This is a genomic window from Nostoc sp. FACHB-888, assembly GCF_014696655.1.
Taxonomy (GTDB): domain Bacteria; phylum Cyanobacteriota; class Cyanobacteriia; order Cyanobacteriales; family Nostocaceae; genus Nostoc.
In genome coordinates this window covers 1-24,449 of record NZ_JACJQM010000050.1, presented here as the reverse complement: position 1 = coordinate 24,449, position 24,449 = coordinate 1, and the positions used below count along the sequence as shown (strand labels likewise).

Below are 24,449 nucleotides of genomic sequence, written 5' to 3'. Positions count from 1 at the left end.
ATCGCTAAAGCGAAAGCTCCGCTAACGCGTAGCGTCTCGAAGAGAAACCGAAGGGATGCTCAATGACTTTATAGATTTACTGTAATTTCAAGTACAATAATACTAATGTATGATTTTGCAATTATAGGTGGGGGAATAGTTGGACTCTCTACAGCGTTGGCTTTAGGAAAACGCTATCCCAATGCTCGGATATTAGTAGTAGAAAAAGAGAGCCAATGGGCATTTCACCAAACCGGCAATAATAGTGGTGTGATTCATTCTGGTATTTATTACAAACCAGGGAGTTTTAAAGCTAAATTTTGTCGTGACGGTTCTCGCTCTATGGTAGAATTTTGCCAAGAGCATGGAATAGAGCATGAAGTTTGTGGTAAAGTAATTGTCGCAACTGAAGAACAAGAGCTACCACGCTTAGAAAATCTCTACAAACGTGGCTTAGAAAATGGCATAGAAGTTAAGAGAATAAGCCCCGAAGAAGTCAGGGAAATTGAACCTCACGTAAAATGTGTAGGTGGACTTCGGGTATTCTCAACTGGTATTGTTAATTACAAGCAAGTTTGTTTGAAATATGCCCAGCTAATTCAACAGCAGGGCGGGGATTTGCACCTCAATACAAAAGTTCTGAAAATCTCCCCAAGTGGTAAAAATCAGGTACTCCAAACAAACAAGTGTAGCTTTGAAACCCGCTTTGTAATTAATTGTACTGGATTGCATAGCGATCGCACCGCCAAACTAGGTCAAGTTGAACCCCAAGCAAAAATCGTCCCATTCCGGGGAGAATACTACGAACTCACCCCAGAAAAACGCTATCTGGTCAAGACACTAATTTACCCAGTTCCCAATCCAGATTTTCCCTTCCTCGGTGTTCACTTTACCCGGATGATTGATGGTAGCGTCCATGCAGGGCCAAACGCTGTTTTGTCGTTCAAACGCGAAGGTTACAAAAAAACCGACTTTGACCTGCGCGATTTTCTTGAAGTCATCACCTATCCTGGTTTCTGGAAATTGGCAACCAAACACGCTGATGAAGGCATCCAAGAAATCATTCGTTCCTTTAGCAAAGCAGCCTTTACCAGAAGTTTGCAAAAACTAATTCCCGAAGTCCAAGCAGAAGATTTAGTCCCTACCCATGCAGGAGTCCGCGCTCAAGCATTAATGAACGATGGCAAGCTTGTAGACGACTTTTTGATTGTTTCCGGTCAAAACTCCATCCATGTTTGCAATGCTCCTTCTCCTGCGGCTACATCTTCTTTAGAAATCGGCAAAGCACTGGTGGCAGAAATTCCTCAACTTTTGCATCTAGATATTGCAGTAACTGCATAGATAGCATACATAGTTAAGCTGATGCGCGCTAAAAAAGTATAAACACTCTTTACGGTCGTTAACTGTTGACGGTTAACGGTTATCAGTCATCACCCTTCATGTAAATGTTCAAGTTAAATGCGTAACAGCTTATTACTTCCGGGATGCTGAATAAAAGGATGAATCTTGTATAGTGGATATCTTTTCCAGCCTGGAAATATTAAGAGACGTGTAAGATACCCATCTCACAACATAAAAAGTGTAGTGCATCAATTAAGAACCGCTATAGAGTGCTGCTACCCAATGGGTTACTCGGCAAACTATGTAATGACTGTTAGTCGAGTCGAGTTATATATAGCCCTTCTGGGTTGAGTCCAATGACCGTAACCCCCAACCCCTTCCCTGCATTCGCGCAGCGTCTCGTTGGCGTTCGCGTTCGCGTCTCTGAAAGAGAAGCCTCTCGTAGAGAAGAGAGGGAAGGGGAGCAAGATTTAAAGCCTCTCTCCTAAGAGGAGACAGGTTTGGAGAGAGGTCAAGTTATTTGCATACAAACGAAAAATATAGCGGTTCCCTCTTGGATGCAACACCCTTTAGGGCGTAAATCTGTGCGCCCCTACTAAACGAAAATTTAACTCATCAATACAAAGGCATTAACCACAATGAAAATATTAGTAACTGGAACAGAAGGCTATCTTGGTTCATTATTACCCCCTCTGCTAATTGAACGGGGACATGAAGTTATCGGTTTAGATACCGGTTTCTATAAAGTTGGTTGGCTGTACAACGCTAATGGCGTAACACCCAAAACCCTCAACAAAGATATCCGTAACATCACCCCTGATGATTTGGAAGGTGTTGAAGCAATAGTTCACATGGCGGAACTCTCCAACGACCCAGCCGGACAATTAGCGCCTAACATTACTTACGAAATTAATCATGTAGGTTCAGTTCGTCTCGCTAGCCTAGCTAAAGCTATGGGTGTGCGCCGCTTTGTATATATGTCTTCGTGTAGCGTCTACGGTGTTGCTACCGCAGGTGATGTCACAGAAGAATCTCCAGTTAATCCCCAAACAGCCTACGCAGAATGCAAAACTCTTGTAGAAAGAGATGTCAAACCACTCGCTGACGATGATTTCTCTCCCACTTTTATGCGAAATGCCACTGCCTTTGGTGCTTCTCCCAGAATGCGCTTTGATATTGTTTTAAACAACTTAGCAGGGTTGGCATGGACTAGCAAACAAATCAAAATGACCAGTGATGGTACACCCTGGCGTCCATTAGTCCACGCACTAGATATTTGCAAAGCAATAGTCTGCGCTTTAGAAGCACCACGAGACATTGTACATAACCAAATCTTCAACGTGGGAGATACAGCAAACAACTATCGCGTCAGAGAAATCGCGGAAATTATTGCTGATATTTTCCCAGATTGCAAATTGTCTTTTGGTGACAACGGCTCAGATAACCGCAGCTATCGGGTATCCTTCGAGAAAATCAACACAATCCTACCTGGATTTAAGTGTGATTGGAATGCCCAACTTGGTGTCCAGCAGTTATTTGATTTATTCAGTCAAATACATATGGCTGAAGATACTTTCTTATTTAGAGGATTTACCCGCTTAAAGCAATTAGAATATCTAATTCGTACTGAACAAATTGACAAAGATTTTTTCTGGAATAAAAAGTAGTTAGAGTTTCCTAGCATTAGTGGACAAATAATCCAAGCTTCCGAATCAATAATATTTGATTCGGACTTGTTTACCTATCAAATTATTTGCAATTAGTGAGTTGAAGTTTATGGCGATCGCAAAATGCCGTTTCAGTGGTCAACCTCTGCACCAAACCTTTATTGATCTAGGAATGTCACCCTTAGCCAATGCTTATCTTAAAGCAGAACAGCTAAATAAGGCCGAGAAATTTTATCCTCTTCACGCTTATGTTTCCGAAGACACTCTTTTAGTTCAATTAGAACAGTTTGAAACTCCAGATCATATTTTTAGCGACTATGCTTATTTTTCTTCCTACTCGGTAAGTTGGCTAAAACACGCCAAAGCTTACACCGAAATGATGGTAGAAAAGTTTGGTTTTAATCATCATAATCAAATTATTGAAATCGCCAGTAATGATGGCTATTTGCTGCAATGTTTTTTAGAAAAGGGAATCCCGGTCTTAGGAATAGAACCAGCAGCAAATATAGCCAAAATAGCTCAAGGTAAAGGCATTCCTAGTATCAACAAGTTTTTTGGAGTTGAAACTGCTAAAGAACTTGTCATACAAGGAAAACTAGCTGACCTTTTGATAGGCAATAATGTTTTAGCTCATGTACCGGATCTAAACAATTTCATTGCTGGGATGAAACTCATCCTCAAGCCGGATGGCATTTTGACGATGGAATTTCCTCACATTTTGCAACTTATTCAACAAAATCAGTTTGATACTATTTATCACGAGCATTTCTCTTATTTCTCATTTATAACTATCGAAAAAATTTTTGCAGCACACAAATTGCAACTTTTTGACGTAGAAGAATTATCAACTCATGGCGGTTCATTAAGAATTTATGCTAAACATGACAATGCTGATAATCACCGTATTAGTGAACGAGTTAGCCATCTGAAAGCAAAAGAAATGGCTGCTGGACTACATCAGATAGAGACTTACATTACATTTGCAGAAAAAGTTAAAGAAACAAAGCACAAGCTATTAAATTTTATTTTGACGGCTAAAGCAGAGGGTAAATCAATCGCTGGTTATGGCGCACCTGCTAAAGGCAATACATTGCTCAATTACTGTGGGATTGGTAAAGATTTTATCGATTATACAGTAGATTGCAGTCCCTATAAACAAGGCTTATTTTTACCTGGAACTCATATTCCCATCTTTGAACCAGACAAAATCCGTGAAACTAAACCAAATTATGTTCTAATTTTGCCTTGGAATCTCAAGGAAGAAATTATGGAACAAATGGCATTTATTGGCGAGTGGGGTGGACAGTTTGTAGTGCCAATACCTGAAGTAAAGATTTATCCATGTTCTATTCCGGATAGGGTTTTAATAGCATCGTAATTACTAATTATAAATCAAAAAATTGCCTGTTATTAATATATTTTTTCTAGTTGCGATAATGGGCAATATTTAAGCACTTTTCAAATAGAAAACACCAAATAATTCGTTTTTAAAACCGTTAAAAACACAAAGAATTAGACTGAAAAATAGCTTATTAGTTACTAAGCTTGCTGTTAATAACTTCTTAACTACAGATTGGAGCTTAATATGAAACTGCTGACTATTGCTATTCCCACCTTTAATCGCGCCCAACTTTTAGATAAACAACTTACTTGGTTATCTCAAGCTATTAAAGGTTTTGAAGACTCCTGTGAAATTTTAGTTTCTGATAATTGTTCAACAGACAATACTCAAGAGGTAATTAAAAAATGGCAAGCAACACTTAGCAATCTCACATTTAAATCAAATAAAAATTTAAAGAACTTAGGCGTAGTGAAAAATATTATGTATTGCCTAAATTCTGCAACAACAAAATATGTTTGGACAATTGGTGATGATGATCCAATTCAAAATAGAGCCATTGCTTATGTGATTAGCAAACTCAAGCAACATGAAAATTTATCATTATTGTTCCTCAACTTTTCTGGCCGGAACCAAATTACTGGTGAACCAGTTCACCCACCAACAATTGTTGGTAATCGCTGGTTTGATATAGATAGTGAAGATGGTGATGGCGATGGTAAAGCTATATTTGAACATTGTTTCTCAAAAAGTGTTGGTGCAGTCATTTTTTTAACTGCTACAGTCTACCGCGCTGACCTAGTAAAACGCGCTCTACAAAATTGGCAAGATGCTGAAAATAACTGGATATCTTTAGCATATTTAGCCGGATATTGTGCTGCCAATGGTAGCGTAATCGTCACTAAAGAAACTTATTTAGAATGTATTGTTGGTGTGAGCTATTGGCAGAAGGAACCAAAATCTGCGCTGTTAATGCAATACAAACACATACCCGAAGTGATTTTGAAATTGGAGAAAAGTGGATATTCTAAGCAGTTTTGTAGACGGATGCTTTTGCAGAACGGTAAAGAAGTTAATTTGAAAGTTTTTTTAGGTGCTTTAAGAAGATGGCCTATGTCTGCCATCAAAACAGTAGTTCCATTTTTGGCTTTAGTCAGTTTGTGCGCTTTTGATGTGATGGTTTCTAAAGAATTCGGGTTAACAGAATCAAGTGAAACCCCTACTCAAGAAATACGTAACTATAAATCATAAACTACTAAATTCGTGTCAAATAAACATCGTGATTAAAAGGTATTTACGCTATGCTTGCTGCTATTAAACGTAAAATAAGTACGCTGCATTCTGATTTTAAATATTACGTAGCCCGTTGGAAGCATAGCAGAAATTTGCCAGCATTAGAAGGAAGCGATGTCTACGACGGGCTACGCCTACGCAACATCGTTAATGCTCTCAAAAAAGACGGTGTTTGCGTCACAACACTGGCAGATTTAGGGTTAAATTCTACCTCAGAACTGCTTAAAGCTGCTTACCATCAATTGTCTCAGATGGAAAATCCCAACAACGACCATCTAGATGAAAGGTTGCCACAAATTTACACAGTTACAGGTTTACCAGAATTTTATGCCTGGGGGATAGAGAAAAGACTGCTAAACATCATCGAAAATTACATTGGTCTTCCTGTTGCTTTTCATGGTGTACATTTACGCAAAGATTTCAAGAGTAAACATCAGTTTGGGACGCTCCTATGGCATAGCGATGCCGAAGACCGCCGCATTATCAAAATTTTCATCTACTTGAATGATGTAGAAGAAAAAACTGGGCCTTTTGAATATATTCCCCGCTCTTTAACTTCCTTATTTAGTTGGAATTATATTCAACTTTACTACAAACTTTGGAAGTCAAGCTATATGGGTATCGACGATGAACAAGTAAAATCAGTCATCCCTAAATCAGCTTGGAAATCCTGCCCAGGCCGAGCAGGTACAGTGATTATTGTAGATACGAAAAATGTTTTGCATCACGGCACAGTCCGCACAGAAGACAGGTCATCACTGTTCTTTTGTTACACCGCCAATCCCCCTGAACGTCCAGACCTCTGTACCCAATACTGGGATGATACTTATCCCAGAGTAGAGTTACCTTCTACATCAGATGGAGTTAAAGTTCCGACTTAGTTACCTTTTATAGGTTATTAAATCTCCATTCATTGCTGTTATTTTCTGTACTCAATATTCATCTTAAATAAATCACATGATTTTCACCGAAACCGCACTCCAAGACGCATTCATTATTGATTTAGAAGAAAAACCAGACCACCGTGGTTTTTTTGCTCGGTCTTTCTGCGCTCAAGAATTTGAAGCACACGGATTGAAGCCAACAGTAGCCCAATGTAACCTGTCTTTTAATTACAAAAAGGGCACTATCAGAGGAATGCACTATCAAATTTTGCCAGCAGCAGAAACGAAATTAATTCGCTGTACGAAAGGCGCAATTTATGACGTAATTATTGATATGCGTCCTGAATCCCCCACTTTTCTATCACATATCGGTGTAGAACTAACTCCAGAAAACCGCCGCGCCTTGTATGTTCCAGAAATGTTTGCTCATGGCTATCAAGCACTTACAGATGAAACCGAGGTTGTATATCAAGTGGGTGAATTTTACACGCCAGGATATGAGAGAGGGCTACGTTATGATGACCCATTTTTTGACATTAATTGGCCTCTAGATGTGACTGAAATTTCCGAGAAAGATTTAAATTGGCCTTTGTTGAGAATGATGACTGTTGGAGCAAAATAGCTGTTTTAAGCTAGTAACTACTCTCTGTTTAAATTCACAATTACAAGAGGTATATAATGCCAAATAATACTCTAACCCATCTAAGCAATTCTATCAATTCGTTGTTCAAAAAAGTAGCAACTCGCATTGATTATATCAAAGGCTTAAAAGTTGTTTCACTCAAACCAAATCAGCCTTCTAGAGGTAATGTACTTTTTTCTTATCGGATTGAGCCATTCCTGTTAAAAGCTGGTCAGCCTATACCCCATGACCACACTTCTTATTGGGAAGTTTGGCGGATGGTGCAAACATTTTTGAATCTTGGTTATAACGTTGATGCTATCCAGTTCTACAATGATGAATTCGTTCCTGAAAAAGATTACGCATTTTTCGTTGATGTTCGTCATCGGATGCAAGAATTAGCACCAAAACTCAATAAAGATTGTGTGAAAATTTTTCACGTTGACATTGCTAATATGGTGTTTCGGAATGCGGCTGAATGCAATAGACATTTAGAATTACAACAAAGGCGGGGTATTACTCTCTGTCCGCAGCGATATGAAGTGCCTAACTTGGGAATTGAATATGCAGACTATGGCATCGTTTTAGGCAATGAATTTACTATCAATACCTTCAAATACGCTAATAAACCGATTTATCGCGTACCCCTTTCTAATCCTACCGTCTATCCTTGGCCAGAACAAAAGGATTTTGAAGCCGTAAGAAAGAATTTCTTATGGTTTGCTAGTCATGGCTTTGTTCATAAAGGACTTGATTTAGTTCTAGAAGCCTTCGCACAAATGCCAGATTTCAATTTAACAGTTTGTGGGCCAATTAATAAAGAACCAGAATTTGAAAAAGCTTTTCATCAAGAGCTTTACGAAACACCCAACATACATACTTATGGTTGGATTGATGTTATGAGTCCTGAGTTTATAGAAGTTACCAATAATTGTATTGGTACTGTGTTTGTTTCAGCAGCAGAAGGTGGAGCAGGCAGCGTTATTACTTGTATGCATACAGGGTTAATCCCAATAGTCAATTACGAATCTAGTGTTGATGTACATCAGAAGTTTGGTGTGCTATTAAACAATTCTTCGATTGCAGAAATCCAATTGGCAGTTAGAAGAATTTCTAATTTGCCTGTAGAAGACCTGAAAAGTATGTCTCGCGAAGCATGGGAACATGTCAGAGCAAATCATACTAAAGAGAACTTTGCTAAAGTTTACCGAAATACTATAGAGCAAATTATCGAGAATCACAGCCAGAAAAAGCAGACATCTAGCAAACAACTGGTTAGTAGCGATCGCTAAACCAATTTACTATGAAAATGTACTTAGTATTTAGCTTTAAAAAACTATTAAGTGCAAGTTTATAGAAAATTTGTATCACAACCAACAGTTCCAAAAAGGAGTTTAGTTCATGATTATTATCGATCGCGCCTTACAAGCTCGTGCAGCAGCAGGAAATCCTATTAAAGTGGGAATGATCGGTGCTGGTTTCATGGGTCGAGGAATTGCCAACCAAATTGTTAATTCCGTGCCAGGAATGGAGTTAGTTGCTATCTCCAATCGCAAGATTGATGCAGCTAAACAAGCTTATTCGGAAGCCGGAATTGAAGATATTCAAGTTGTTGCAACTGTCAGCGAATTAGAAGATGCGATCGCAAACGGTAACTATGCAGTCACAGAAGACGCTAAGTTACTGTGTCGAGCTGAGGGCATCGAGGCCATAATCGAAGTCACAGGGGCAGTGGAATTTGGCGCTCACATAGTTATGGAAGCGATCGCCCATTGCAAACATGTGATTATGATGAATGCCGAACTCGACGGCACTATTGGCCCCATCCTAAAAGTCTATGCTGACAAAGCAGGTGTGATTCTCAGCGCCTGTGATGGCGATCAGCCAGGGGTGCAAATGAACCTCTACCGCTTTGTAAAAAGCATTGGTTTAACTCCGTTATTATGCGGTAACATTAAAGGACTCCAAGACCCCTATCGCAATCCCACCACCCAGGAAGGATTTGCTAAACGTTGGGGTCAAAAGCCCCACATGGTGGCTAGCTTCGCAGACGGAACCAAGATTTCCTTTGAACAAGCGATCGTTGCCAATGCCACAGGGATGAAAGTCGCCAAACGGGGAATGCTGGGATATGACTTCAACGGTTCTGTCGATGAAATGACCCAGTTATATGATGTTGAACAACTCAAAGAACTGGGCGGCATTGTCGATTATGTAGTTGGAGCAAAACCAGGCCCAGGCGTATATGTATTTGCCACTCACGACGACCCCAAGCAACAGCACTATCTCAACTTATACAAATTAGGCGAAGGCCCACTTTACAGCTTCTATACTCCTTATCACCTCTGTCATTTTGAAGTTCCCCTGTCTGTAGCGCGTGCTGTCCTGTTCGGTGATGCCGTTATGTCTCCACTAGCAGGCCCCCTAGTAGATGTTGTTACCACTGCCAAAATTGACCTGAAAGCTGGAGAAACACTAGATGGCATCGGTTACTACATGACCTACGGACAATGTGATAATTCCAATATCGTCCAACAGCAAAATCTTCTACCAATTGGTTTAGCCGAAGGATGTCGCCTGAAACGGGATATTTCTAAGGATCAAGTCCTCACTTATGAGGATGTAGAATTACCCGAAGGCAGACTTTGCGACCAACTAAGAACTGAGCAAAACACTTATTTCGCCCCAGAAAAAATCTTGGTAGCAGTTGGGTAATAGCGACAAATGAATTGGCTGTAGGGGCGTACAGCTGTACGCCCCTTACGTTTCGGAAAGATCCCCCCGCCTGTGGCGACCCCCTTAAAAAGGGGGTGAAAATTAAAAAAGCCCCCCTTTTTAAGGGGGGGTTGGGGGGATCTCCGAGGCCCCTACCAACGTATGTATTTGTCGCAAGAATTTCGTAAAGAGGATAGGAAGCTATACTGCGGGACACTAAAGTTGTTGATATTGACTTGCTGGGCAGCGTTGAAACAAACCTGATCGAAACTTTAGGTCAAATTCATGAAAATTGCTCTAGTCCACGATTATCTAACCCAGCGAGGTGGGGCAGAGCGTGTATTTGAACTGCTTTGTAAGCGTTATCCTGAAGCAGACATTTTCACATCTCTGTACGATCCACAAAAAACTATTGATCTAGGCGATCGCATAGTCAACACAACATTCTTGCAAAAAATTCCTGGTGCAGCAAAACATTTCAGGTCAATGGCTCCTCTATATTTTCCTGCCTTTCGTGCCTTGGATTTGCAAGATTACGATCTAATTATTAGCAGTAGCACCAGCTTCGCCAAAGCAGTGCGAAAAAAGCCAAATGCCCGCCACATTTGCTTTTGCCATAACGTCACCCGTTTCTTATGGGATACAGCAACTTATTTAAGAGAATACGGAGATTATAGATATTTTGCTCCTTTAATCGAACAGGTATTTCAACTAATGAGAAAGGTAGACCTGAAATATGCACAGGAACCTGATCTTTACATTGCTAATTCTAGTGTTGTTGCCCGCCGTATTGAAAGTATTTATGGCAAAAAGGCAATGATGGTAAACTATCCAATTGATACTAGTAAATTTCTTTTTTCTGATATAAAAGATGAATATTATCTGGCTTCAGCCCGGATGATCAGCTATAAACGCCTTGATATCATAGTCGAAGCTTTTAATTGGCTGGGATGGCGTTTATTAATATCAGGCGACGGGCCAGAACAAGCACGGTTAAAATCTAAAGCATTACAAAATATTGAATTCTTGGGACACGTAAGTGATAGAACTCGCAAAGACTTGTTTTCCAAAGCCAAGTCTATTATTGTCGCAGCCCTAGAAGATTACGGATTAGTTCCAGTAGAGGCTAATGCTAGCGGCACACCAGTCATCGCCTATGGAGCAGGTGGAGTTTTAGATACTCAAATACCAGGTGAAACAGGAGTCTTTTTCAAAAGACAAACACCCGAATCTCTACAAATTGCATTACTAGAAGCCAATGGCATCTCTTGGGATTACGATCGCATCCGTCATCATGCAGTAGCAAACTTTTCGGAGAATGCATTCTTTGGGAAAGTTGAGCAAATTATTAACCAAGCTTGTGGTCTGCATCAAATATTCATTTGATTTCTGAATCTCTTCCCACTATAAGATTACCTATTTATTTTTCTCTCCTGCTCGTTGGCGGAAGCCTCTGTCTGCGATACGCTACGCGAACGCAGAGAAGGCGGTTCGGAAAAAGAATAGGTATCGGAGAATCTCTTAGCGTAAGTCTTGAAGACAAGGATAATAAAAGTGGTTCAAACTAGTCTAAATACTCACATAACTACAGCTTCTGAAAACGAACCAAGCTACGGACAATTATTTGCCGTATTTGTGCGAAGATTTCCTTGGTTCCTAACAGTATTAATTACTTCTATTGCTATTGCAGGTATGGTAACTTTTAAAACCAAACCTACTTATAAAAGTTCAATGCAACTGTTAGTAGAACCTAACTATCAAGGTAAAAAAGAAGGTGCGGGCATAGACAACCAGTTTACTGACTCTGATGTTGTGATAGATACTGCCACCCAGCTTAACTTGATGCAGAGTTCAGGACTTATCCAAAAAGCAGTTGATAAACTTCAGTCTGATTATCCAGATATAAGTGCAGCTGAGATTAAAACTTCTTTGGTCTTAACTCAATTAAGGAGCAAAGAAGATAATGTTGCTACTAAAATATTTCAAGTTGAATACACTGCTGGAGATCCAGAAAAGACACAAAAAGTTCTGGATGCGATTCGACAAGTTTATGTTGAATATAACAAACAACAGCAGACTTCGCGGTTACAAAAAGGTCTGCAAATTATCAGAGAACAGTTAAGTAAAGCCAGTGAAGAAGTAAACGCGGCTGAGACTAATTTGCAAAGGTTTCGCAGAAATCAAAACTTAATTGATCCAGAGTCACAGGCCAAAGCGATTGAGACAGCTTTGAACAATATTGCTCAAGAACGTCAAACAACTCGCGCTCAGTATGGAGAAGCTTTGGCACGCCAAAAATCTTTGGAAGAACAACTTAACCGTTCTCCTCAAAATGCTTTAGTTGCTTCTCGCCTGAGTCAGTCTACTCGCTACCAAAGCTTACTCAACGAAATCCAAAAAACTGAACTGGCACTAGGACAGGAACGTTTACGCTTTACAGATCAAACTCCAAGTGTGCAAAAGCTCAAAGAACAGCTTCAGAACCAAAAGGAATTATTGCAACAAGAGGTAGGAAGAACTTTAGGCGGAAAGTCTGCTGGTGCATTCACGAATGGAGACTCTCTTCTCGAAAAAGGACAACTTGGTGAAATTGATCTTAACCTTGCTGGTCAGCTAGTAGAAACACAAACAACTATAGTTGCTTTAACTGCTCGCGATCAAACTTTGGCAAAGAAAGAAAACGAGCTACGTTTTGAAATTAAACGCTTCCCGCCTCTGTTGGCTTATTACAATCGGATGCTACCACAGTTGCAATTTAGTCGTGAAAGATTAGAGCAACTTTTAAGAGCAGAACAGCAATTGCGGCAAGAACTTTCTAAGGGTGGATTTAATTGGGAAGTTGTGGAAGATCCCCAAAAAGGCGCACAATTAGGCCCCAATCTCCAACAGAACTTGCTGTTAGGTGCTGTGGTTGGGTTTATGTTAGGAGGCATTGCTGCCTTTATCCGAGAATCGGCTGATGATGCAGTTCACACCACCGCTGAGTTAGAGAAGCAAATGGCCATGCCGTTGTTGGGAACAACTCCCAAATTACCGCCAGCCAAACCCAGAGAATCAATGATCAAGTTGCCCTTTGGTAAGCCAGAAGTTCTCGCTCCTTGGACAATTCAGGTATTGCAATCTCCACCACGTTGGGAATCGCTGGATCTGATTTACAAAAACATTGAACTTTTGAATACTGTTGCTAACTTAAAATCTTTGATGATTACCTCAGCTTTACCTGATGAGGGTAAGTCAGCTTTGGCGTTGGGTTTAGCGATGAGTGCTGCCCGTTTACACAAAAGGGTTTTACTAATTGATGCCAATTTACGCGATCCCAGTTTGCATCACCAACTGAATCTTCCTAATGAACAAGGGCTTTCAACTCTATTAGCTAGTGATGCAAATCTACCCAACCAGATTAGTCTTCAATATTCAGGTTCCGCTTACATTGATATTTTGACGGCTGGCCCGAAACCTGCTGATCCAGCTAATCTCTTGAGTTCCCCTCGGATGATGCAATTAATGGCAGCATTTGAAGAAAACTATGATTTGGTACTCATAGATGCTTCCCCAGTTCTCGGTTTGGTGGATGCCATGCTTACCGCATCATCTTGTCGTAGCGTGGTCATGGTGGCAAGCATTGGTATTGTGACGCGGAGTCAGCTTAATCAAGCGACAGCCATGCTGAGTAAGTTAAATCTGATTGGAGTTGTAGCTAACGGAGTATCAAATAGCAGTAATTACGTCCCTTATGTAAAAGAACACCAATTAGCTCTGCGTCAAGCTGTGGAAAAGTAGTTAAGTATCGCCCATCTAAGTTGCACATTTTTCTGTGTTGACTGTTGACCGTTGACTGTTAACTGTCAGCAGTCAACAAACCTGATGAGTTATTGTGTAATTTAAAGGCATAATAGCTTATTAGCGGTTATAGGTTGAAAGAACCCCACCCCCAACCCCCTCCCCGCAAGCGATGAGGGGGCTATGATGCAATGCGTTTAAATAGATAGAACAGGCAGTAGGGGCGCACAGCTTGTGCGCCCTTTGTTTTTGATGAACCAAATTTAATTTTGTTGCTATCAGGAAAATCTCAGTATATTTATGCTAACTTTATGGGTTATCAGAGAAATCACTGGCTATTTAAAGAGTAAATAAAGAATTTATTTGAGCGATCGCTATTTCTAAATACTCTTATATTCTAGAAATTAAAGCACCTTCATAAAGGCTAGAAGACAAGAGTGGACTGGTTTTTTTAAATCTATCGACACAATAAACACCTCAGTACAATTAAACTTAGATATAGATTTATGGGTAATTTCCCTCTACATATTTCTACTTTCAGTAGTTACCGGAAAATACCGATTGCCCATGAATATTGATAGTAAGGTTGATTTGTACACCTCTACACCAGCAGGGTTCTGGATGATATGTGCTTGGCTGAGTGGCAAATAGCAATAACATATTTTTGCCCTCAATTCTCTCCAATTTGGACTGACAACAAGATTCGGATTTGGGTCTTTGGCATTGATAGCCTTTGATAACGCCTCAGTAATTCACTCCTGTATAAACCCAAAGACATTATGACAACTTCAATAATTCCAACTCTAGAGAATTTATATGATGTAACCCAGTCACACCAAGATAATCGTGGGGACTGCACACTCCAATGGCGACGGGGTAAGCTGTTGGTGAAGCCGCCTGGACAAGTTAAACAACCATATCTGCCTGCATTAAATAGTAAGCGATCGCTAGTAGAATGCTTACAACATTCTCCTGTAAGTTTGGTAAGCATAGATCCAAAATTGGGTGAAGCTTTGCTCAGGTTTTGGGCAGATGCGTGTGAAGAAGCTCAAAAACCAATATTCCTAAGCATACCCGCTAGCAAAAAACTGCCTAATCAACCCTTCAGACAATTACAGCGACTAATTGATTGGATTGTTGCTTTTGTGCTGCTGTTATTAGTAAGTCCAGTCATGTTGGGATTGATTGTGTTAATGCAGGTTTACTCGCCAGGATCACTTTTTTGTCATGAATGGCGTGTCGGAGAACGGGGTAAACTGTTTCGGGTAATGAGGTTTCACACCCAAAACACCACACCGCTAGAACGTTGGATGGGTAAATACAGTCTCGACAATTTACCACAGTTATTTAACGTGCTGCGAGGTGACATGAGTTTAACCGGATTTCGTTGTTGGACTTTAGAAGATGCAGTACAGATAAATAAACTACCAGAAATTACAGCTTTATGGGAAGCAGACGCACAGTCTCACCTGTTACATCTAGATAGCCAAACCCTGTAATTTATCTGTGCGGTAATTGATGTTTTCATCTACCGCACTGAAGCTAAAGCAAAAATTGCTTAAATCGCATTTATAACGGTCTATCTACCTTGCCAAACTATTATTATAAAATCCATGCATTCCCAATTTCCTCAACAACTCCGTAGTTTGCTCAAAGCTACTAGCTTTTGGCAAGACAACTATTTAATATTGCGAGAATTTAAACATTTTCGTAAAATTGCAATTTTAGCTCTGATCTTCTCAATTTTGGCGGCAACTTTTGAAGGTGTGAGTATTGGTTTCTTACTTTCCTTCTTGCAAAGCTTAACTAGTCCTAATGCTCAACCTGTTCAAACAGGAATAGGCTGGTTTGATATTTGGATTTTGGGAGCCAAGTCATCAGCAATTAATCGCCTCTACCGCGTATCTTTGCTAATTTTATTAAGTACTTGGTTACGTGCAACCTTTAACTATTTTTCTCAAGTTTACACTGAATTATCTCAACTCCATCTTGCCGATCGCTTACGTAAGCAAATTTTTGAACAGTTACAATCCTTATCGTTAAGTTACTTTGCCAAAACTCGTTCTGGTGAACTAATTAACACAATTACCACAGAAATCGAAAAAATAAGACAGGGTTTTAGTGGTGGAGCCTTTTTAGTAACTAGAGGATTAACAACTCTTGTCTACTTAATATCAATGTTTTTGATATCATGGCAACTAACGCTGATTTCAGCATTACTATTTACACTTTTAGGTGTGGGGTTGTCTAATCTGAATGCTAGAGTCAGAGAATCAAGTTTTGGCATGACAACTGCTAACGCGAATTTTACATCAACAGCCATAGAATTTATTAATGGCATTCGTACTGTTCACACCTGTGGTACTCAAGAATTTGAGCGTCAGCGTTACTATAAAGCTAGCGATAAGGTAATAAGTACTACAACTAAAGTTGTTTTTACTTGGACACTTGTGAAGCCTATTGCTGAAGGGGTAGCGACTACGGTATTGGTCGGAATGATTATTTTAGCGTTCACTAGCCTTGTTACCAATGGAACACTACAAGTTGCTTCTTTACTAACCTTTTTCTTTGTGCTATTTCGCTTTATTCCCTTCGTTCAAGATATTAATGGCACAAGAGCATATCTCAGTACTTTACATGGTTCGGCAGATAATATTAAAAATTTGTTGAAAACCGATGAAAAATATTACTTTCAAAATGGCAAAATTGAGTTCAAAGGTTTAAAAAGGTCAATAGATTTAGTATCTGTAGATTTTGGCTATGATGATGAAAATCTGGTGCTGCATAATATTACCCTGACTATTGAAAAGGGAAAAATGACAGCATTAGTTGGAGCTTCGGGTGCTGGTAAAACAACCCTTGCTGACTTAATTCCTCGATTTTATAATGCTACAGATGGATATCTTTACATTGATGAAGTTGATGTACGACATTTTGAAATTAACTCTCTACGTCGCAAAATAGCTGTTGTCAGTCAGGATACTTTTATTTTCAATACTAATGTTTGGCAAAATATTTCTTACGGTACTCCAGAACCGACTAATGATGAAATTAAAGCAGCTGCTAAACTGGCGAATGCACTAGAATTTATTTTAGAAATGCCCGAAGGTTTTGATACCCAATTAGGCGATCGCGGTGTTAGGTTATCTGGAGGACAAAGACAACGAATTGCTATTGCGCGTGCTTTACTGCGGAATCCAGAAATTTTGATTTTGGATGAAGCCACTAGTGCCTTAGATTCGCTATCTGAGCGCTTAATTCAAGATTCATTAGAAAAGCTATCTGTTGGTAAAACAGTAATTGCGATCGCTCACCGTCTTTCTACTATTTCTAAAGCAGATAAAGTTGTGGTATTAGAACAGGGACGGATAGTCGAGCAAGGTAACTATAAAGAACTACTTGATCTCAAAGGTAAGCTTTGGAAATACCATCAAATGCAGTATGAAGTAAGGCAATCAGATTAGGAATAATATCCAAAATCTCGTTAAATTTAAGCTGTAGGGGTGTACAGCTATGCATCCCTACTCGAATCAAGTATATGTTGAAATGGTAACATTAACATAAAAATAGTATCTTAATTCTCTTTATTTATCCAAAAAGTAGTTAGGAACTAATTAAATTAAAACTATATGCTAAATGCTAACAGATAATATGTCCGATAAAATATTTAACAAAGACCTAATTTATCAATGCTCAAACTTCGATGTAGGTGAAGGCGGAGGTGTTGAAACTTATTTAGCTTCTCTATTTGAACATCGACCACATGAAGTTAGCGATCGCGTGATAAAATCGCTTAATAATGTAGATCAAAGCCAGTTTAAATTGCTGCACATTCATAGCCCAGATTTGCTATTGCAGCTTACAGGCGAATGCCCTGCCATCTTCAGCGTTCATAATCACTCATTCTACTGTCCTAGCGGTACAAAATATTTAGCAGGGCAACGGACAATCTGCGATCGCAACTTTTCTTATTTAGGATGTACTTGGGGTAAACTAGTAGATAAGTGTGGTAGCCGTAGACCTTTCAAAAGTTTGAAAGAATTTCAAACTACTAATCAGTTATTAGATATCTTAAAAAAGATAAAAGTTACTTTTATTGCTAATAGCGAATATGTGCGGCAACAATTGATCCAAAATGGTGTACCCCCAGAACAAACTTTAACGCTACACTGTGGGATATCTGTACCGCAAACACCAACTGCACCCTTGAGTTTAGAAGTCCATCAAAATCATAGAATTTTGTTTGCAGGACGAATTGTTTCTGATAAAGGTCTAGAATGGTTACTCAAAACCTTAATACATACAGACCCGCAAATTAAACTTGATATCGCAGGTGAAGGATGGGAACGGCCCCGCTTAGAAAGATTAGCAAACACCCTCAAATTAAATAACCGGATCACTTGGCATGGGTGGTGCGATCGCGATAAAATAAATCAACTTTATCAACAGTGTTTTGCAGTCATTTTTCCTAGCGTTTGGCCTGAACCTGCTGGTCTTGTAACTCTGGAAGCATACTCTCGTTATCGACCTGTAATTGGTAGTGCAGTCGGAGGTATTCCAGAACATTTACGAGATGGAGAAACGGGTATTCTTGTTCCAGGTAATGATATCAAAAAGCTGGCTGATGCCATCCATGAGTTGTATAGAGATCATCAAAAAAGCCGATACATGGGGCAACAAGGCCATGCTTTATTGATGAAAGAATTTACAATGGCTACTCATGTAAATAATCTACGAACAATTTATGCAAAAACAATAGCTGAATTCCCTTCTAGAGCAAAAAAGCTATATAGCATCCCTCAAGCTAAGTAAGCTTAGTTTGCTAAAAACATCAATTAGTGCAATCTTCTACTTAGAAAAAACCAAGGGAGAAAAATATGTCATTACATAAAGAAGGCGAAGCACCTTTAGTTAGTGTTATTATCCCCACTTATAATCGACCAGAGTATCTCAAGCAAGCGATCGCTAGTGCTATAAAACAAACTTATCGAAATATCGAAATTATTATTTCTGATAATTGTAGTCCAGAAAATCCCCAAGTACTTGTCGAATCTTTTGGTGATTCACGCATCAGATTTTGGCGGCATCAGCAGAATGTGGGTATGATTGCTAATCAGCAGCATGGCTTCAAGATGGCGCGAGGTAAATATGTTGCTAGTCTCCATGACGATGATATTTGGAATGAAGATTTTTTAGCAAAGCTAGTACCACCACTTGAAGCAAACTCTGAGTTAGTTATCGCTTTTTGCGACCAATATATTATAGATGCAGATGGAAAAATTAATAATATTGGAACTGAAGAAAATACACGCGGTTACAAACGGGATAAACTAGCAAAAGGAATTCATAAACCTTTTTATAAAATTGGATTGGTAGATAAAAGCATACCTACTGCTGCATCTTGTGTGATTCGCAATAATTTTATTGACTGGGATAGTATTCCCTCAGAGGTTGGTGGAATGTGGGATTTATATTTAACTTACCTCTGCTGTATATCTGGTGGTAGCGCTTATTACTATCCAGAAAGATTGACGCGATATCGTGCCCATGAGCAAACTGATACTATGCTCAGTGGTAGTCGAGATGTACAGGCAAAAATTCGCAAAGCTAAAAGCGAAATGTTTTGTTATCAAGTCTTTATAGAAGACGCTCGCCTACAGCAATTTAAAACTTACTTTCAACAAAAATGGTTAGAAGCTAATACCACTTTAGGAATTGGTTTGCTACGAAGTGAACAGATAGCCGCAGCACGTCCTTATTTTTGGCAGGCACTGAATCAACAAAAATTTAATGTGCGAACTATAGCGGCACTTACTCTTAGTTTCACTCCGCAACTTTTAGCAAGTAAGTTAATGAAAATACCTAAATAAGAAAGTAATAGTGAACGCAGAGGCAAGAAAATAAGTTTATTTAAAATTCTTTATCTGCGGTTATGGGTGGGCTTTTATCATTAAGGAAGATAATGCATGAAACTTTGTATTGTTACTCATAAAATCAAAAAAGGTGATGGTCAGGGACGGGTAAACTATGAGGTTGCCAATGAAGCAATTCGCCGTGGTCATCAACTGACATTATTAGCTAGTGAAGTCGCACCAGAGCTAGAAGACAATAGCCAAGTTAATTGGATTCAAATCCCAGTCAAAGGCTATCCGACAGAATTTGTGCGGAATTTCATATTTGCCCAAAAAAGTGCAGATTGGTTGCGTCAACATCGCTCTGAGATTGATTTAGTTAAAGTCAATGGAGCAATTAACCTGGCTGCGGCTGATGTAAATGCTGTACATTTTGTCCACAGTTCATGGTTGCGATCGCCTGTTCATATTTCCCGCAATCGCCGAGACTTATATGGTTTGTACCAATGGCTGTTTACGGCTTTTAATGCCCGTTGGGAAAAACAGGCTTTTCAAAAAGCGCAGGTTGTCGTAGCTGTATCAGAAAAGGTAGCGCAGGAATTAGTCAATATTGGTGTATCGCGTTCTCGCATTCGCGTAATAGTCAACGGTGTTGATTTAGAAGAGTTTGCTCCTGGTGAAAGCAATCGCCAAAAGTTAGGTTTACCGGGAAATGTCACCCTAGCACTGTTCGCTGGAGATATCCGCACACCCAGAAAGAACTTAGATACAGTACTGCACGCCTTGGTGAAAGTTCCCGATTTACATCTGGTGGTAGTGGGACACACCCAAAATAGCCCTTTCCCAGAACTAGCAGCATCGTTAGGGTTAAGCGATCGCGTGCATTTTGTCGGATATCGCCGTGATATCCCTCAAATTATGCAAGCAGTAGATTTATTTGTTTTTCCTTCCCGATACGAAGCTTGCAGCCTCGTATTGTTAGAAGCACTTTCTTCAGGACTGCCAGTAATTACTGCCACAGCCACCGGGGGCGGAGAGTTGGTGACACCAGAATGTGGCATCGTTTTACCCGACTCAGATGATATTAATGCTTTGGCTGTGGCGCTGATATCCTTGGTGAGCAGTCCCACCCTCGTAAAGCAAATGGGCAAAGCAGCTCGCTCTGTGGCAGAACGACATAGCTGGACTACTATGGCAAAAACTTATGTGGATCTATTCGAGGAGTTAAGCAAGAATGCGGAACACCGTTCTGATACCGACTTATCGCCGTCCACAAGACCTATCACGCTGCCTTTTGGCGCTACAGGAGCAAACTAAACCAGTTGATCAGGTGATAGTGGTTGTCCGCGATACGGATGCAGAAACTTGGGAATTTCTGGCGCAATTTAAAGCGCCCAACTTGCCACTGCATACTGTGAAAGTTACACAACCGGGGGTAGTAGCAGCCCTGAATGCCGGACTAGCAGCAGTGGAGGGCGATATTGTCTCCATTACGGATGATGATGCTGCACCCCACCCAGATTGGTTAGAGCGCATCGCCACTTACTTTACCTCAGATAGTCGTCTCGGCGGTCTAGGAGGGCGTGATTGGATACACCACGGCAGCAAATTAGAAGACGAATCCCGCCCCGTAGTGGGACAGTTGCAGTGGTTTGGGCGAGTGATTGGCAACCATCACCTGGGAGTGGGAGAACCCCGTGAAGTCGATATTCTCAAGGGCGTAAACATGAGTTTTCGTAAAGAGGCAATCGGACAATTGCGCTTTGACGAACGGATGCGCGGTACAGGAGCGCAAGTACATTTTGAAATGGCATTCACTCTGACATTAAAACGAGCTGGTTGGAAGATAATTTATGATCCTAACGTTGCTGTAGATCACTATCCAGCACAACGTTTTGATGAAGATCAGCGAAATAACTTTAATGAAGTTGCCTTTATTAATTTAGTCCATAATGAAACCTTAGTTTTATTAGAGCATTTGCCATTTATCCGCCGGATTGTATTTTCATTCTGGGCAGTATTTGTGGGTACATGCGATAGTTTAGGTTTCGTACAATGGTTGAGATTTTTACCTAGCCAAGGGCAGTTGGCAGGGAAAAAATTGCTGGCATCCTGGCGTGGGCGTTGGCAGGGATATAAAGAATTCAAAATTCAAAATTCAAAACCGATTCATTAATTTTGAATTTATTTATGTAAAAATCTAAACTCTAAAATTGAATGAATTCTAAGCAGATACTTTTCAATAGTTTTTCACAAGAAAACTATTCTCCCCAAGAGCGATCGCTACAGGGTTGGATGGCGATCGCAGGCTTTATATTACTGACTGTAGTTTGCTATTTTGCTGGTGCTACCGCCGCATTGCGCCTAATTTACCCGGTGATAGCTTTAGTAGTAGCCGTGTTTTTATACTTGCGGCATCCCATTCTCTACATCAGCTTTACCTGGTGGATCTGGTTTCTCACACCCTTAGCTACGCGCTTGGTTGACTATCGAGTAGGCTGGGACGCTACCCGCCAGATGCTCATAGCACCATACTTTGTAGTATTTGTAACTATTGCAACATTCTTGCGACACTTTCCCCGCGCCCTACGTCAAGGGGGCTTGCCGTTTGTTTTGGCTTTTGTCGGAGTCTTCTATGGCTTTCTCATCGGTCTAATTTATAACCCACCAATCCCTGTAGCACGCGGACTGTTGGATTGGCTCAGTCCAGTCATCTTCGCTTTTCACTTATTTATAAACTGGCGAGATTATCCCAGTTATCGCCAGAACATTCAGCGAACATTTCTTTGGTGTGTGTTGATTTTAGGAGCTTATGGCGTATATCAATTTGTTGTGGCTCCTGAGTGGGACAGATATTGGCTCATAGAATCAAAACTATTCATGAGTTCTGGAAACCCTGTACCTTTCGGGATGCGTGTCTGGAGTACATTGCACTCAGTCGGCCCCTTTGGTTCAGTCATGCAAGCTGGGTTGCTGTTGTTATTTACCAGTTCTGGAAATTTAATTTTTCCTGCTTCAGCTGTTGGTTATTTGTCCTTCCTCTTAACACAAGCACGGACTAACTGGGGCGGCTGGCTATTGGGAATAATTATGATCATGGGTTCAGTCAAAACCCGGATTCAAATGCGCTTAATCATCATAATTGTAGTGATGGCAATTTGTGTTGTGCCGTTGACAACTATCGAGCCAATTGCTGGGGTTGTAGCAGCACGTTTGGAAACGTTTTCTAATCTTGAAGAAGATAATAGCTTTAAAGATAGATCGGGAACTTATGACAAAAACCTTGGTTTAGCCCTTTCTAATGCTTTAGGGAATGGGTTAGGAAATATTTGGAAGGTCAACGAAAAAACTGGTCAAATAGAAGTAGTGGTGATTGATAGTGGCATTTTAGATATATTTTTCACCCTCGGTTGGTTTGGAGCCATCTTTTATATGGGTGGATTAATTTTTTTAATTATTAGTGTTAGCAGCTATGGTGAAGGTCGTTTTGATAGTTTTATCAGTGCTGCCCGCGCCATTGGTATCAGTTCTGCTGCACAGCTAGTTATTGGTAGCGGTATGTTAAGTGTGGCTGGGATGATTCTTTGGGGATTTTTAGCTATGGCTATGGCAGGACACAAGTACTATCAACATCAAAAAAATTATCAATTATGAATTAATCCGAGAATATTTGACTGGATGCAAATTGTTTTTTGTGGTTAGTTAAACAACAAAATCTTACAACTTAAATAGGACTGGTATCAATTATGAAAGCAATTATTGTAATGCCACTAGCCGAACAACGAGGTGGCGGTGAAATGATGCTCTGGGATTTGGTGCAACAGGGACGTAATGCTGGTGTTGATTGGCTGGTGATATTTTTAGAAGACGGCCCGATGGTCGAACAAGTAAAGTCCCTTGGTATTGATGCACGAGTTGTAAAAAGTGGACGTTTACGCCAAATCCACCGTTTTATTGCCGCAGTTTTTCGGATAGCTGCGATCGCACGCCGCGAACGTGCAGATATAATTGTCAATTGGATGTGGATTACACATATATCTGGAGGTTTGGCAGCGATGCTGGCAGGGTTACCAGCTGTGTGGTATCAGCTAGAAGTGCCTAGTGATAAGACTTGGTTGGTGCGAATTGCTACTTTAATCCCAGCTCGTGCGATTATCACTCTCTCCCAAGATGGCAAGCAAGCACAGGCAGAGATTTGGCCTCACAGGCCAACACCCTTGGTTTATCCTGGTGTCGCACTAGACCGATTTGAACCTGATGCTTTACCAACTCCTGAAGAAGCACGGCGAAAACTGGGCTTACCTTCGCACGGGCCGTTGATTGGAATTGTTGGGCGATTGCAACGATGGAAGGGAATGCACGTATTAGTGCAAGCAATGCCTAAAATTTTACAGAAGTATCCTGATGCTCATTGTGTAGTGGTTGGCGGTAAGCACGATTTAGAACCTGACTATGAGGACTTCTTAAAAGCGGAAATTGCCGCCTTGGGCTTGAAAGAGCAAGTAATTATGGCTGGGCTACAGCGTAATATCCCGGAGTGGGTGCAAGCGATGGATGTATTCGTTCATGCATCAGATAAAGAGCCGTTTGGAATTGTGATTATTGAGGCGATGGCGCTGGGTAAACCTGTGATTGCTGGCGATGCTGGCGGGCCGACAGAGATTATTACCGATGGCATGAATGGATTATTAACACCTTACGGTGATGCAGAGAAATTAGCGATCGCAATTCTCCGCTATCTTGACGAACAAGAATTTGCCCAGAGTACCGGAGTAGCCGCCAGGCAACGCGCCCTCGATTTCTCAACGCAGAATTATGCTCAAAACTTTATTAGTGCAATTCGTGCTGCTAAGGCTTGAGCGTCTGAAGTACATCAAACCCACATTCCGCACTTCAATTTGAAGTATGAATTAATTTCAGTTAATGACAACGCAAAAAATTAGGATAATTAAGAAAATAATACTCAACGAATTTAAT

Annotated in this window: 18 protein-coding genes; all 18 read left to right on the top strand. The window is 40.4% G+C overall.

The window, feature by feature from the left end:
• The first annotated feature begins 105 nt into the window (after window positions 1-105).
• The 18 genes from lhgO to H6G26_RS24645 all read left to right on the top strand — a co-directional run bounded on the left by lhgO (window position 106) and on the right by H6G26_RS24645 (window position 24,331).
• A complete protein-coding gene (gene lhgO / locus H6G26_RS24730) occupies window positions 106-1,320 on the top strand; it encodes an L-2-hydroxyglutarate oxidase (RefSeq protein ID WP_190732130.1) in 1,215 nt (404 codons plus the stop codon).
• A gap of 638 nt (window positions 1,321-1,958) precedes the next feature.
• On the top strand, window positions 1,959-2,987 hold the full coding sequence (locus H6G26_RS24725) for an SDR family oxidoreductase (RefSeq protein WP_190732128.1): 1,029 nt from the start codon (window positions 1,959-1,961) through the stop codon (window positions 2,985-2,987).
• Between the two features lie 109 nt (window positions 2,988-3,096).
• Window positions 3,097-4,365, top strand: coding sequence for a class I SAM-dependent methyltransferase (locus H6G26_RS24720; protein ID WP_190732125.1), 1,269 nt, complete (start codon window positions 3,097-3,099; stop codon window positions 4,363-4,365).
• A gap of 207 nt (window positions 4,366-4,572) precedes the next feature.
• Window positions 4,573-5,577: a glycosyltransferase family 2 protein gene (locus H6G26_RS24715; RefSeq protein ID WP_190732123.1), complete on the top strand. Its 1,005-nt coding sequence runs from the start codon at window positions 4,573-4,575 to the stop codon at window positions 5,575-5,577.
• A gap of 50 nt (window positions 5,578-5,627) precedes the next feature.
• Window positions 5,628-6,500 (top strand): phytanoyl-CoA dioxygenase, encoded by an 873-nt coding sequence (locus tag H6G26_RS24710; RefSeq protein WP_190732121.1) that lies wholly within the window; start codon window positions 5,628-5,630, stop codon window positions 6,498-6,500.
• 76 nt (window positions 6,501-6,576) lie between these two features.
• Window positions 6,577-7,125, top strand: coding sequence for a dTDP-4-dehydrorhamnose 3,5-epimerase (gene rfbC / locus H6G26_RS24705; RefSeq protein WP_190732120.1), 549 nt, complete (start codon window positions 6,577-6,579; stop codon window positions 7,123-7,125).
• A 56-nt stretch (window positions 7,126-7,181) separates the two neighbouring features.
• Complete coding sequence (locus H6G26_RS24700) at window positions 7,182-8,417, top strand: glycosyltransferase (RefSeq protein WP_190732118.1); 1,236 nt, start codon at window positions 7,182-7,184, stop codon at window positions 8,415-8,417.
• A 109-nt stretch (window positions 8,418-8,526) separates the two neighbouring features.
• Window positions 8,527-9,840 carry a Gfo/Idh/MocA family oxidoreductase gene (locus tag H6G26_RS24695; protein WP_190732116.1) on the top strand — a complete coding sequence of 438 codons (1,314 nt, stop codon included), beginning with the start codon at window positions 8,527-8,529 and terminating at the stop codon, window positions 9,838-9,840.
• Between the two features lie 285 nt (window positions 9,841-10,125).
• Window positions 10,126-11,226, top strand: coding sequence for a glycosyltransferase (locus H6G26_RS24690; RefSeq protein WP_190732114.1), 1,101 nt, complete (start codon window positions 10,126-10,128; stop codon window positions 11,224-11,226).
• Between the two features lie 168 nt (window positions 11,227-11,394).
• The gene (locus H6G26_RS24685; RefSeq protein WP_190732112.1) at window positions 11,395-13,620 is read left to right on the top strand and encodes a polysaccharide biosynthesis tyrosine autokinase; all 2,226 of its coding nucleotides are present in this window, start codon (window positions 11,395-11,397) and stop codon (window positions 13,618-13,620) included.
• 779 nt (window positions 13,621-14,399) lie between these two features.
• The gene (gene hepC / locus H6G26_RS24680; protein WP_190732109.1) at window positions 14,400-15,119 is read left to right on the top strand and encodes a heterocyst development glycosyltransferase HepC; all 720 of its coding nucleotides are present in this window, start codon (window positions 14,400-14,402) and stop codon (window positions 15,117-15,119) included.
• A gap of 114 nt (window positions 15,120-15,233) precedes the next feature.
• A complete protein-coding gene (gene hepA, locus H6G26_RS24675; protein ID WP_190732107.1) occupies window positions 15,234-17,084 on the top strand; it encodes a heterocyst formation ABC transporter subunit HepA in 1,851 nt (616 codons plus the stop codon).
• A 187-nt stretch (window positions 17,085-17,271) separates the two neighbouring features.
• Entirely contained in the window at window positions 17,272-18,432 is a 1,161-nt protein-coding gene (locus H6G26_RS24670; protein WP_190732105.1) for a glycosyltransferase family 4 protein, read from the top strand.
• Between the two features lie 65 nt (window positions 18,433-18,497).
• The gene (locus tag H6G26_RS24665; protein ID WP_190732103.1) at window positions 18,498-19,490 is read left to right on the top strand and encodes a glycosyltransferase family 2 protein; all 993 of its coding nucleotides are present in this window, start codon (window positions 18,498-18,500) and stop codon (window positions 19,488-19,490) included.
• Window positions 19,491-19,586: 96 nt separating this feature from the next.
• Window positions 19,587-20,789, top strand: coding sequence for a glycosyltransferase family 4 protein (locus H6G26_RS24660; protein WP_190732101.1), 1,203 nt, complete (start codon window positions 19,587-19,589; stop codon window positions 20,787-20,789).
• Window positions 20,707-21,648, top strand: coding sequence for a glycosyltransferase family 2 protein (locus H6G26_RS24655; protein ID WP_190732099.1), 942 nt, complete (start codon window positions 20,707-20,709; stop codon window positions 21,646-21,648). The genes H6G26_RS24660 and H6G26_RS24655 overlap by 83 nt, the downstream gene beginning before the upstream one ends.
• 41 nt (window positions 21,649-21,689) lie before the next feature.
• Window positions 21,690-23,126, top strand: coding sequence for an O-antigen ligase domain-containing protein (locus H6G26_RS24650; protein WP_190732097.1), 1,437 nt, complete (start codon window positions 21,690-21,692; stop codon window positions 23,124-23,126).
• Between the two features lie 92 nt (window positions 23,127-23,218).
• The gene (locus tag H6G26_RS24645; protein ID WP_190732095.1) at window positions 23,219-24,331 is read left to right on the top strand and encodes a glycosyltransferase family 4 protein; all 1,113 of its coding nucleotides are present in this window, start codon (window positions 23,219-23,221) and stop codon (window positions 24,329-24,331) included.
• Window positions 24,332-24,449 lie beyond the last annotated feature (118 nt).